Source organism: Psychrobacillus antarcticus (assembly GCF_029533155.1).
Lineage (GTDB): Bacteria > Bacillota > Bacilli > Bacillales_A > Planococcaceae > Psychrobacillus > Psychrobacillus antarcticus.
This window is the reverse complement of record NZ_JAIZDB010000005.1, coordinates 67,197-79,218: the sequence shown is the minus strand read 5'-3', so window position 1 is coordinate 79,218 and position 12,022 is coordinate 67,197. Positions and strand designations below refer to the sequence as shown.

Sequence of the window (12,022 nt, the reverse complement as noted above, 5' to 3'; positions counted from 1 at the left end):
TATGGTACAATATACTATACATGCGCAGTGGAAGGAAGTTTGCTATGAAAAAGTCGAAATTAATCCCACCAATTATGATTGTTGTGGCAGTTTTGGCAACCATTATGTTAAACCAAGAAGAATATTCGGAAGTAACACTTATAAATAAAATACTTATTATTGCAGGAGCAGCTATTATATCTTCTGTAATTGGTTATTTTCTACTCGGAACAGATGTGGATAAAGTGGACCCAAAACCAACTAATTACACAACTAGTAAGATCGACAAGAAAAATAGCAACAGAAAATAGAGGCTTTCAAATATATGACTGGAGTGACCTAAGTGTTAAATAAAGCTCGTCAATTATTACAAACTTACTTTGGATATGATTCCTTTCGTGAGGGCCAAGAAACGGTTATTAACTATGTTTTAAATGAGAACTCTAGCCTTTGCGTAATGCCGACAGGGGGAGGGAAGTCTCTTTGCTATCAAATCCCAGCCTTGATGTTAGAAGGCACTACGATTGTAATCTCTCCTCTAATTTCCCTGATGAAAGACCAAGTGGATACGTTAATTCAGGCGGGAATTCCTGCAACCTTCATAAACAGTACATTAACTGCAGAAGAAGTAAGACAAACAATGGAAGAAGTACAAAATGGCCAATATCGTTTACTTTATATAGCCCCAGAGCGATTAGAGTCTCCCAACTTTTTAAACCAATTAAAAAAAGTAAAGGTTCCATTAATAGCAGTCGATGAGGCGCATTGTATCTCCCAATGGGGACATGATTTCCGTCCTAGCTATCGTGCTATTCATCGATTAAAAGAAGTATTTGTGGAGCAACCAACTGTACTGGCCCTAACTGCTACAGCCACTCCAGCAGTACGAGATGATATATGTCGATTGTTGCAAATTCAAGAGGATAATACAGTTATCACAGGGTTTGCAAGGCCAAATTTAGCATTTTCCGTCGTATTAGGACAGGATAAAAATAAGTTTTTAAAAGAATTTATTAAGAAAAATGCAAACGAAGTAGGAATTATTTATGCCGCTACTAGAAAAACGGTAGACCTTTTATATGATTCACTTAATAAGGCGGGTATCCAGACAGCTAAGTATCATGCGGGACTTCCGGAGAAGCTTAGAAACAATGAACAAGAACGTTTTCTAACAGATGAAGCACAGGTTATGGTTGCAACGAATGCATTTGGTATGGGGATCGATAAATCCAATGTCCGCTATGTGATTCACTATCAGCTACCCAAGAATATGGAAAGCTACTATCAGGAAGCTGGAAGAGCAGGACGAGATGGTTTACCAAGTGAATGTGTCGTTTTGTATGCATCGCAAGACGTTCAAACGCAACGGTTTTTAATAGATCAAGCAATGGATCGTGAAAGAATTCCTCAGGAGCTGAAAAAACTACAGGGCATGGTGGATTATTGTCACACCGAAAATTGCTTGCAGCAGTTTATAGTTACTTATTTTGGGGAGCCAGATGCCACAAGATGTGGTCAATGTGGAAACTGTACAGATTCCAGAGAGGTCCAAGACGTAACAAAGGAAGTTCAAATGGTTCTTTCTTGTGTGGTCAGAATGGGACAAAGATTTGGCAAGACGATGACTGCTCAAGTATTGACTGGTTCTGAAAACAAAAAGGTAATCGATTTTGGTTTTACAAAGTTATCGACGTATGGCATATTAAAGGGTAAAACGTTAAAAGAAGTGTCTGGTTTAATGGAGTTTATGATTGCTGAAGGGTTTCTTTCAGTGAAGCATGGAAGCCTACCAACCATTTATGTATCAGATGTAGGAAAAGAAGTATTATTGGGGAATAAAGTAGTCGTGCGCAAAGGTGTAACTGTAACGAAACAAATTGCGAAGAACGATCCGTTGTTTGAAAGACTAAGAATACTTCGGAAAAAAATTGCGGACGAAGCAGGTGTACCACCGTTCGTTATCTTTTCTGATAAGACTCTACAGCAGATGTGTGCAGAGCGCCCGCAAACCGAAGAACAATTATTAGAAATTCACGGAGTAGGTGCAAACAAACGAGAAAAATATGGACAAGCTTTTCTCGAGGAGATTTACCATTATACTATCGTGTAGTTTTTATGAGATACTACAGTAAGATTAGAAGGGACATTAATCTTTTTAGCATCCTCGGTAGAAATTTCAACAATTACCGATTGCTCTAAAATTTTAAAAATAGTACCTTGAATTTCGTGATCATTGCGATTGAAAGAGATCTTCTCATCAATTTTCCTAGCTGCCACGAAGGGTGAAACTTCCTTAGGTTGTCGTTGGAAACTCATGTGTCTGCCTCTTTTCTAGTTATATTGCGCAATTAGCGATAGTTTAATTATACCATAGATTAGGTCCAAAATAAGAAAAAGAGTTTATTAATAATCGAATACAAGGGAATCATGTCGAATATTTTTGATATATTGGAGAAACTACGTACATGGTAGAGTGAAGCGAATTGTTTGAGCCAATATGATTGGAGGAACATAAGATGAATTTAATTGGAACACCTTATGTATTGGACGAAAAAGAGAAGCAAATAGCAAATGTTCTCAAAGAAGAAGATTTTGATGTGATGAATATTCAATTACGCGCTGGGGAAGAAGTAAAAGAACATCATGCTAACGCCAATGTTTTAATTGTTGTACGAAAAGGGAAAGTACAATTTATGGTTGAAGGCACGGAACATATTGTAACAACAGAGAACATATTGCATATGAAGCCACAAGAAAAGCATGCCCTAAAAGCATTAGAAGATTCGGATATAGTAGTGACTAAAATTAGTTTGTAAGAGGAGATTATGCATAGTGCATTTTAAAGAGTTTAAGTTAGACGAGAAAATTTTACGTGCCATTGAACAGTTAGGCTACACAGAGCCAACAGAAGTGCAACAAAAGGTAATACCAGTTGTTTTGGAGAAACAGGATGTATTAGTGAAATCTAAAACGGGTAGTGGAAAAACGGCCTCTTTTGCGACGCCACTATGTGAGCTTGTAGACTGGGAGGAAAACAAACCCCAAGCATTAGTATTAACACCTACACGGGAACTGGCAGTGCAAGTTCAGGAGGATATTACTAATATCGGACGTTATAAACGTATAAAAGGACTTGCCTTATACGGGAAGTCACCTTTTGCGAGACAAAAATTAGCACTAAAGCAAAAAACGCATGTCATTGTTGGTACACCTGGTAGAGTGTTAGACCATATCGAAAAAGGAACGCTAGATGTGTCTAAAATAGAATATCTTGTTATTGATGAAGCAGATGAAATGTTAAATATGGGCTTTTTAGAACAAGTAGAATCGATTATTAAATTGCTTCCAAAAAATCGTACGACGATGTTATTTTCGGCAACTCTTTCGGACCAAATAAAAAAAATTAGTACGAAGTATATGAAAACAGCAGTATTCATCGAAATTGATGCATCTGAAGAAAATGCGCCAGATATAGAACATGTGAAATATGTTGTATCAGAGCAGTTAAAGCTTTCGTTACTTGAGAAGCTTACAATTGTGGAGAACCCAGACAGTTGTATTATCTTCTGTCGTACAAAGGAAGGCGTAGAACAGCTTGTAGATGTATTAGATGAAAAAGGCTATACAGCTGACAAAATTCACGGTGGTATGATGCAGGAAGATCGTTTCGAAGTGATGGATGATTTCCGAAAAGGGCAATTCCGTTATCTAATTGCGACGGATGTTGCGGCTCGTGGTATTGATATTGACGATATCACTCATGTTATTCATTATGATGTACCACTAGAGAAAGAAAGCTATGTCCATCGTACTGGTAGAACAGGACGAGCAGGGCGAAGTGGTAAATCAATTATGCTAGCAACACCATTTGAGGATAAGTTTGTAAGAGAGATCGAATCATTCATTGGTTTCGAAATTCCTACAGCAACAGAGCCTACTAAAGAGGAAATCGTAAAAGGACGTGCTGCATTTGATGTAAAAATGCAGGAGCAGCCGGAAATGAAGAAATCTAAGGGCGAGCAACTTAACGCGAATATTACAAAATTGTATTTCAATGGTGGAAAGAAAAAGAAAATCCGCGCAGTAGATTTTGTTGGAACCATCGCTAAAATTGAAGGAATCACAGCAGACGATATTGGAATTATTACAATTCAAGATACAGTATCCTATGTAGAAATCTTAAACGGCAAGGGTTCACTTGTATTGAAAAATATGAGAAATACAACAGTCAAAGGTAAATTACTAAAAGTGCATATTGCCAATAAATAAAATAAAAGAGAGGCTTTCCGACTAGGAGAGCCTCTTTCATTCCGTTAAAATAATTTTACTGGAAAAATTATCCCTTCCGCTAGTAAAAGGGAGTAGTTCGCAAGTAAATATAGATATAGAGCAAGTAATCACCCTATGACCGCAAGTATTCTCTAGATGGAAGCTAGTAAACTATACATTACCGCAAGTAAAATCCAAGAAAGAGTATTGGGATTGAACTACCGGACCTCTCCGATGCTAATTAAAGCAATGCATCCTCAATAAACTTTCGATAATTCACCGTAATTCCATCAGGCAATTGAGTTGGAGGGAAGAATTTTAAACTAATTGATTCCATTCCGTCTGCTATAATTTCACCACTGTATTCCAAGGTTTTGTAAACTGCTGAAACGGAGTAGAACTTATCGCCGTTCGGATTTTCAATATAATAATCTGGACCAGAATATACATTGCAAAGCTGAAGTGTTCCTATATGTAGGCCGGTTTCTTCTAATATTTCACGTCTGGCTGTATCTTCGAAACTTTCACCGAGTTCCATTAATCCACCAGGCAGACCATAAATGCTTGGCTCTCGTTCTTGCAGTAATACTTCCCCTTTATTATTCAATATAAGTACGTTCGAGCCTGGTAGTATAAGAGGTTGGTGTCCTACGTATTTCCTTAGTTGTTTATAGTACTCCATGTAAAGTCGCCCTTTCGATAGTAATCTATTTAAAAGTGTACCTTAAGAATGGTACGATATGAATAAATAGTTGAAACTTCCGGGTAGAATATGCGTAGAAGTAGTAGTTATTAAAAAATAGAGGATGTGAGCATCACATGACAAAGAAACTGTGGTTTCAAACTGGAGTAGCGATACTACTAACATTAGTTATTATACGTATGTTCATGGAAGTCAAAGGCATTTTTTCACCGCTTTTGATAATTGGACAAACAATATTTTTACCTTTACTTATAGGTGGTGTTCTTTTTTATCTATCGCGTCCGCTCCTAAATTGGTTAGAATCAGTCAAATTTCCAAGATGGGCTAGTATGCTTTCGGTGTTTGTTGTTATTGGTCTAATTGGGTGGCTTTTTTATGCACTAATTGGTCCTCCGCTAACAAAAGAAGTGAATAAGTTGGTTGAAAATACTCCAGGGATTGTTAAAGACGTCGAGCAGTTTACAAAATATGCACACACACTCTCTCAGAAGGATCTTTTACCAGAGACGTTACAAAGTACAGTAAAAGATGCTACAGGTAAGATTAACGATATAGTTGTTTCAGCTGGTTCTTTACTTTTTAAATTCATTCAAAATGTATTTCAAGGAATTTTCTTACTTGTACTCGTTCCATTTTTCCTAGTGTATATGTTAAAAGATCATGAAAAGTTCGCGCCCTTTGTCTCTAGATTTTTTAAAGGGGAGAAAAAGACGTGGATACGTAAAACATTAGTTGATATTGACGATACATTACGCTCGTATATTCAAGGGCAATTATTCGTTAGTTTTTTAGTTGGCTTAATGCTGTTGATTGGCTACTTTGCTATTGGTCTAGAGTACGCTTTATTACTAGCTGTTTTCGGCATGATGATGAATGTAATACCATTTTTAGGACCATATATTTCCGTTATTCCAGCAATAATCATTGCATTAACCCAAGAGCCAAAGCTTGCAATCTATGTTGCGATTATCATGTTAGTTGCGCAACAAATTGAAAGTAACTTTATCACGCCAAACGTAATGGGAAAATCATTGGATATTCATCCATTGACCGTTGTTACGATTATTTTGGCAGCTGGAAACATCGCTGGATTATGGGGAATTATATTAGCCATTCCTACATATGCAGTCATTAAAGTAATATTGAAAAATATTTATGCACACCGAGTAACCATAAAGGATGCTGCTACCAAGTCGGTTTAGGAGGTAAAAACGATGAAATTCCGTTCAAAAATTGATCGGACATTCATAATTATGATGTCGGTTACACTAGCTATTGTTGCATTAGCAACATTGTGGCCGGTAGCATACGAATTATTTTTTACAAATTCACCTGAATTTCCTGCTATTTGGATTATGATTGCTTTGTTTTTAGTATGTGTAGGTTTTCTAATATGGATTTCCTTAGATATCCATTACATATTTTACGATAATCACTTGTATGTCAAAGGTGGTCCCTTCCGAAGTAAAATAAAGTATAAGGATATGACCAAGGTAAATAGATCATCAAATATAATCGCTGGATATCGCATTCTTTCTTCTAAGGACGCACTAGAGATTCATTATAAACATTCACTAATGGGGAGTATTATTATCTCTCCAGACAATCAAGAACAGTTTTTAAAAATATTATTAGAAAGAGCATCACATATTGCTTACGCAAGAATGTGATCATTTTCGTATAGAGAAATTTTCAATAGCATTTCAAAATGAAACCAATCTTTCATGAAAGAGGTGCACGATGGATAATGATAACTTCAATAAACAAAGTAATGATTTGATAGGAGATATTCTAAAAGATTTTGCCAAGACTGGTGGTATGGATAATCTAAAGGGAGCAGGTAAACCGATATCAGAAGAGTACTTCTCGGGGGACATCTTTCAACACTTCCAAAAAGTTGCGAAGGATGCAGGTTATAAACCGTACTGGTTAACGCTACAGCATGAGATAAGAGATGAATTACAGGATATAGCTAAGAAATATGCGACTGGGGAAAAGGAAGGGTTGCATTTTAGAGTAACAAAAGTGAATGAGAAAATAATACAGTACAACAAAGTCTGTCCACCACCTATGCAAAAAGGAACTGTGAGATTAGAAACAATAGATATTGCTAGTAGTAGATGGTCATAAGAACTGCGTCACAATCCTTAGGGTTGTGGCGTTTTTATTGTCCATTAATGTACCCCGCAAATATTTGTATTGACGAGTGTTCATTTTCTCACTAAAATATAAATGAGTTAACCAATAATTATAAATAGGTTAACACATTTGATGGGGGAGAATATTTATGAGAAATGAACGTTTAAAAATGATGATAGTAGCGGCTTTATTTGCAGCTATCATAGCAGTTGCTGCGCAAATCATGATTAATGTTCCACCAGTACCGTTTACATTAATGACAATTGCGGTAATGCTAACAGCAACCATATTAGGAGCGAGGTATGGGACTCTTGCGGTAACTGTGTATGTACTAATGGGAGCAATCGGGATTCCGGTATATGCTGGGATGAAAGGTGGATTTGGTTATCTATTTGGACCTACGGGTGGATACTTAGTAGCCATAATACCTGCTGCTTTATTTATTGGATGGTATTTAGATACTTTTAAGCATTCGAAGAAACAAGCGATAATTGCCAATATAATAGCTGTATTTATCATATTAGTCCTAGGTACAATTTGGCTTAAGGTAGCAGCAGAACTGTCTTGGGATGCTGCGTTTAAAGGTGGAATGCTGCCATTTATTCTTCCTGACCTAGCAAAAGCAGTTGTTGCAGCCTTAATAGGTATTATCATTCGTACAAGGCTGGTAGCAGCGAGACTAATATAAGGGTAGTGGATAGGACAAAGCTCGTCGCATAAAAAAGCTTGCTCCAGAGTGGGATAGGAGCAAGCTTTTTTTATTTGGGGTATCGTTCTGAACTAAGCGAACGATTTTTTGTGTGGTTGTGGTCTTTTTCATCTTGAAACTCAATATTTATATCCTCGACAGGGAGGGCATCTACAGTTTGCATATCCTCATGCATATCAAACAAACTTTCCTTCGTGGTGCGTACACCGTCGGGATTGTCAAGGAATCTTCCTGTTGCATCCTTGCGAATATCTTCAGCCATTCTTAACCATGTTTAAAAGCATATGACTAAGCGCTTGTTGCTGATCTTTATCCCCGCTTTTCCACAATTGTTGAAGAACGTGTTCCTCTCGATTCCTTGGTTCTTCGTGGTTGGCTAAATAACCAGCCACTTTTTCGGTCGCTTTAGCTAAAGTTTCATCACTAAGTCCCATTTTCTCGCCGGCCGCTACTTTTCCGGACAAATACGATTTAAAGCTAGTAAAATTTTTTAGAATTTCTTCTTTTTCATCTTGACCAATACTATCAAGCTTAGCTTCGACACGTTCGTCTATATTGTTTCCCAATCTTCCTCACTCCTTTTTATTGAACTCTTCTTAGGTATGTCCAAAGAGTGAGCAATCATGCATAGATTATCTGAAAATTATTTTACTTGTGGGCAAAAACCACACTTTTGCAACCCAGGCATATCCTTTGAAAAGCAACAAGTTGTTCTAACTGTTGTATTGATGAGGTCTATCGGATTTCGGTCTTTCAAATATAAGCGTAAATATTCTTTAGAAGTAAATGCCTTCCAAATTGTTGAATCCTTTAACAGATTCCAGTCGTGCCTTGCTTTTCCTTCTAAATTTGGATTTTCTAAAAATGTATAGTAATGCCATAGTAAGTAACCAAAAACATTTTCCCAAAGCGTTAAGGGAGAAATACTGCATGCTGAGCGAAGTTGTTCAATAATAGGAAAACACTGTTGCTCCCAAATAAGCTGAACATCGACTTTACGATTTTCTTGTACATCTCGAAAATATTCTGGAGGAACAAACGTACTAATTGTTTTGTTTCCGTATTCGGTCGTGCCAAAAAACTGAAGCTGATCTAGAGGACCATCCCAAATTTCATCATACATAGTCATCATGTAAAACTGCATAGAGATGAACATTCCCACTCGTCTCATAAAGAAAGAGGCAGCAATAGGATCGTTAGGTGCAGAAGTGATTAGCTTAATAACAGGGAGAGCACTAGCTACATTATTTCCCTGGAATAACGTTGTTCCATTCGGCTGGGTAAAAACACTATAGTTATTTAATTGTTTAATTTGGTCATTCGATAAGATTGTCATACATGTAGTATACAATCTTTTATACAAATTGTTGACTTTTTAATTGAAAATGATTATCATTACCATATAGAAAGTTTCTCCCTAGTTGAGAAGCTCTAGACAGCGACTTTTCTCCAAATTGTAGCTGATGATTGGCACACCTTAACCCCCTCAAAGTTGAGATAGTGCATAAACATGTCGGTAGCCATAAAATGGTTGCCGATTTTTTTGACGCAATTTTTTATTAAAAATAAAGTATAATTCAATTAATTTAACTTTATTTTCCATTAAAATATAAACATAGGAAGTTATTTGTGAATATGTTCACTAAGTATTAATCATTGACATCCACTTTAATACTATCTATAATTCTCAGAATATAAAGATTTTGGAGAGAAAACTCTAATAATCCTTATCAAAGGGGAAAATACTAAAAGGATGGTGTGTGTGAAAATGGATTTGAGATCAAGAGCATTAAGATTGCATCGCGAAAGTAAGGGAAAGATGGAAGTTGTCTATAAAGTTCCAATGGACAGCATGGAGGATTTAAGTTTGGCCTACTCACCAGGTGTTGCAGAACCATGTATTGAAATTCATCACAACCCAGCCACTATTTACGACTATACCGCTAAAGGGAATTTGGTTGCGGTAGTTACAGATGGTACTGCCGTATTAGGCCTAGGTGATATTGGACCAGGGGCTGCTTTACCCGTTATGGAAGGAAAAGCAATTTTACTAAAAAGATTTGCTGGCGTTGATGCATTTCCAATTTGTTTAGATACAAAAAATGTAGATGAAATAGTTCAAATCGTAAAAGCAATAAGTCCAACCTTTGGTGCTATAAACTTGGAAGATATTTCTGCACCACGTTGTTTTGAAATAGAAGATCGACTTCGAATGGAGTTGGATATACCCGTTTTTCATGATGACCAACACGGTACGGCTATTGTCGTAGGTGCAGGGCTTCAAAATGCGATGAAACTCGTAAATAAAACAAATAATAATGTTAAAGTTGTCATTAATGGAGCTGGTGCTGCTGGAATGGCCATTTTAAAAGTACTTCTTCAGTTAGGATATACTAATATTGTTATGTGTGATTCAACAGGAATTATTTATGAAGGTCGAGAACAAGGCATGAATCCCGTTAAACTATCAATTGCTAATTTAACGAATCCACTTGGTTTAACTGGTTCTTTAAAAGATGCAATGGAAGGGTCAGATATATTCATCGGCGTTTCTGTAGCCAATTTATTAACAAAAGAATTAGTTCAATCGATGAATGCGGACTCCATTATTTTCGCCCTAGCTAATCCTAATCCTGAAATCCCATATGAACTTGCAAAAGAATGGGGAGTTAGAGTAGTAGCAACTGGAAGGTCTGATTATCCAAACCAAGTGAATAATGTGTTGGCATTTCCAGGAATTTTCAGAGGTGCCCTAGATGTGAGAGCAACCGATATTAACGAACAGATGAAGTTGGCTGCTGTCGAGGCAATTGCTTCGCTAGTGAATGAAAACGAACTAACGGATGACTACATCATTCCAAGAGCTTTAGATGAAAGAGTAGTTCAAGTCGTGGCTGCGGCAGTAAGTGAAGTAGCAATTTCATCGGGAGTGTCCTTACTTTATCAGCCCGTATTAGAGAGTTAAAAAGCCAAAAGAGGATTGACAGCTAATGATAGCTATCAATCCTCTTTTATATGCCATTTACTCAAAGCCGCTTTGAAATAGATTTTAAAAATGGATAAAAACCCCTATTCCAACTACCGCGTTCATTTATCCAACTAAACCATCAATTATTCCAACGTACTCTAAATAAGAGCACTAATTTCCGTTACTAGTAGTTAATTTGCAATGAAATTTATCATTCTTCTGTTAGTTTGTCAGAAAATGACCTGAAATAAAAAAAATAGAGTATCATGGTCTACCCACGATACTCTACGATTATTGCTGCTCTATTTTCGTTTAAGGTTTTTTGTTTAATATTTTCGTATAATAACTATGTAAGAACATACCTAATATAATAATTCCAAGTCCTATAAGTGCAATTGGTGTTGGTAGGGGCACATGTAGTAAGAACATTTCACCAATGATAACGAAAATAATTTCAGTTGATTGTGTTGCTTCTACTGCTGCTAATTTACCTTGGTGATCACGAACCCGATCGGTTGCCATAAAGAATAATATAGTGGCAATTACTCCCGAACTGATAGCTACAATAAAAGATTGAAATACTTGACCTGAAGATGGTAAGCCTACAGTGAAAACAGCATAACTTGCCAATATAATCCAAGCTGGCATAGATGCAACAGTCATACCTAAAACACGCTGAAAAGTATCTAAACGTCCATTTAAATGTCCCATCATTTTACGATTACCCAAAGGATAGGCGAATGCTGCTACCAGTACAGGTAAAATCCCTAAAAAAAACATTTGCAAATTTAATGATTCGGTATTTGGAATTTGTATAAGGATGATTCCAATTAAAATGAGTAGAGAAATAAATAATGAAACAACTGGGATTTTTTGTTTAATGACTCTGTTTTCCACTTTCACCAAAAATAAGGGGGCAAGCAGAACCCCGGCTACAATCGTGAATTGCCACATTCCAGATATTAACCAACCAGGTCCATAAGCTGCTGCAAAAGTGAGTGGTGCATAAAATAATACAAAACCTACAAAGCTCCATAGAAACCAAGGAGCAGGAGCAGATTTTATTTCTTTAAATGTAGCAGACAAACCTTTTCGATAATAAACAATGAAAAATAAAAAAGGAAGCATGAAAAAATATCGGAGGGAGGAGCTCCAAATCCAACTCCCTCCTGATATTTCCATCGAACGATTAAGTATAAAGGTAACTGCAAAAAATAATGAAGCTAAAACTCCTAGTAATAATTCACGCATATCA

Annotated in this window: 15 protein-coding genes; 9 read left to right on the top strand and 6 right to left on the bottom strand. The window is 36.6% G+C overall.

What is annotated here, in order from left to right; translation table 11 throughout:
- Positions 1-44: 44 nt before the first annotated feature.
- Together LDK52_RS03825 and recQ are read left to right on the top strand one after the other, a co-directional pair.
- Positions 45-290, top strand: coding sequence for a hypothetical protein (locus tag LDK52_RS03825; protein WP_277584624.1), 246 nt, complete (start codon positions 45-47; stop codon positions 288-290).
- A gap of 32 nt (positions 291-322) precedes the next feature.
- Positions 323-2,089 (top strand): DNA helicase RecQ, encoded by a 1,767-nt coding sequence (gene recQ / locus LDK52_RS03820; RefSeq protein WP_277584623.1) that lies wholly within the window; start codon positions 323-325, stop codon positions 2,087-2,089.
- On the opposite strand, the gene LDK52_RS03815 is transcribed toward recQ, so the two are convergent.
- Positions 2,074-2,295 carry a DUF2187 family protein gene (locus LDK52_RS03815; RefSeq protein ID WP_277584622.1) on the bottom strand — a complete coding sequence of 74 codons (222 nt, stop codon included), beginning with the start codon at positions 2,293-2,295 and terminating at the stop codon, positions 2,074-2,076. The genes recQ and LDK52_RS03815 overlap by 16 nt on opposite strands.
- 200 nt (positions 2,296-2,495) lie before the next feature.
- On the opposite strand from LDK52_RS03815, the gene LDK52_RS03810 reads away from it, so the two are divergent.
- Entirely contained in the window at positions 2,496-2,795 is a 300-nt protein-coding gene (locus tag LDK52_RS03810; RefSeq protein WP_277584621.1) for an AraC family ligand binding domain-containing protein, read from the top strand.
- Positions 2,796-2,811: 16 nt separating this feature from the next.
- Complete coding sequence (locus LDK52_RS03805) at positions 2,812-4,248, top strand: DEAD/DEAH box helicase (protein ID WP_407081777.1); 1,437 nt, start codon at positions 2,812-2,814, stop codon at positions 4,246-4,248.
- 241 nt (positions 4,249-4,489) lie between these two features.
- On the opposite strand, the gene LDK52_RS03800 is transcribed toward LDK52_RS03805, so the two are convergent.
- On the bottom strand, positions 4,490-4,930 hold the full coding sequence (locus LDK52_RS03800; protein ID WP_277584620.1) for an NUDIX hydrolase: 441 nt from the start codon (positions 4,928-4,930) through the stop codon (positions 4,490-4,492).
- A 137-nt stretch (positions 4,931-5,067) separates the two neighbouring features.
- Between LDK52_RS03800 and LDK52_RS03795 the strand changes: the two genes are divergently transcribed.
- From LDK52_RS03795 to LDK52_RS03780, 4 genes are all read left to right on the top strand, one after another.
- The gene (locus tag LDK52_RS03795; protein WP_277584619.1) at positions 5,068-6,153 is read left to right on the top strand and encodes an AI-2E family transporter; all 1,086 of its coding nucleotides are present in this window, start codon (positions 5,068-5,070) and stop codon (positions 6,151-6,153) included.
- A gap of 12 nt (positions 6,154-6,165) precedes the next feature.
- A complete protein-coding gene (locus tag LDK52_RS03790) occupies positions 6,166-6,621 on the top strand; it encodes a PH domain-containing protein (protein WP_277584618.1) in 456 nt (151 codons plus the stop codon).
- Positions 6,622-6,691: 70 nt separating this feature from the next.
- On the top strand, positions 6,692-7,081 hold the full coding sequence (locus tag LDK52_RS03785) for a DnaJ family domain-containing protein (RefSeq protein ID WP_277584617.1): 390 nt from the start codon (positions 6,692-6,694) through the stop codon (positions 7,079-7,081).
- A 157-nt stretch (positions 7,082-7,238) separates the two neighbouring features.
- Positions 7,239-7,778 carry a biotin transporter BioY gene (locus LDK52_RS03780; RefSeq protein WP_277584616.1) on the top strand — a complete coding sequence of 180 codons (540 nt, stop codon included), beginning with the start codon at positions 7,239-7,241 and terminating at the stop codon, positions 7,776-7,778.
- A 70-nt stretch (positions 7,779-7,848) separates the two neighbouring features.
- Here the strand turns inward: LDK52_RS03780 and LDK52_RS03775 are convergent, their stop codons facing one another.
- The 3 genes from LDK52_RS03775 to LDK52_RS03765 all read right to left on the bottom strand — a co-directional run bounded on the left by LDK52_RS03775 (position 7,849) and on the right by LDK52_RS03765 (position 9,135).
- Complete coding sequence (locus LDK52_RS03775; RefSeq protein WP_277584615.1) at positions 7,849-8,061, bottom strand: hypothetical protein; 213 nt, start codon at positions 8,059-8,061, stop codon at positions 7,849-7,851.
- Complete coding sequence (locus LDK52_RS03770) at positions 8,054-8,365, bottom strand: DUF3243 domain-containing protein (RefSeq protein WP_277584614.1); 312 nt, start codon at positions 8,363-8,365, stop codon at positions 8,054-8,056. The genes LDK52_RS03775 and LDK52_RS03770 overlap by 8 nt, the downstream gene beginning before the upstream one ends.
- A gap of 77 nt (positions 8,366-8,442) precedes the next feature.
- Positions 8,443-9,135 carry a hypothetical protein gene (locus tag LDK52_RS03765; RefSeq protein ID WP_277584613.1) on the bottom strand — a complete coding sequence of 231 codons (693 nt, stop codon included), beginning with the start codon at positions 9,133-9,135 and terminating at the stop codon, positions 8,443-8,445.
- A gap of 432 nt (positions 9,136-9,567) precedes the next feature.
- On the opposite strand from LDK52_RS03765, the gene LDK52_RS03760 reads away from it, so the two are divergent.
- Positions 9,568-10,764, top strand: coding sequence for an NAD(P)-dependent malic enzyme (locus LDK52_RS03760; protein ID WP_277584664.1), 1,197 nt, complete (start codon positions 9,568-9,570; stop codon positions 10,762-10,764).
- Between the two features lie 315 nt (positions 10,765-11,079).
- Here the strand turns inward: LDK52_RS03760 and LDK52_RS03755 are convergent, their stop codons facing one another.
- Positions 11,080-12,018, bottom strand: a complete 939-nt coding sequence (locus LDK52_RS03755) for a DMT family transporter (protein WP_277584612.1) — start codon at positions 12,016-12,018, stop codon at positions 11,080-11,082.
- Positions 12,019-12,022 lie beyond the last annotated feature (4 nt).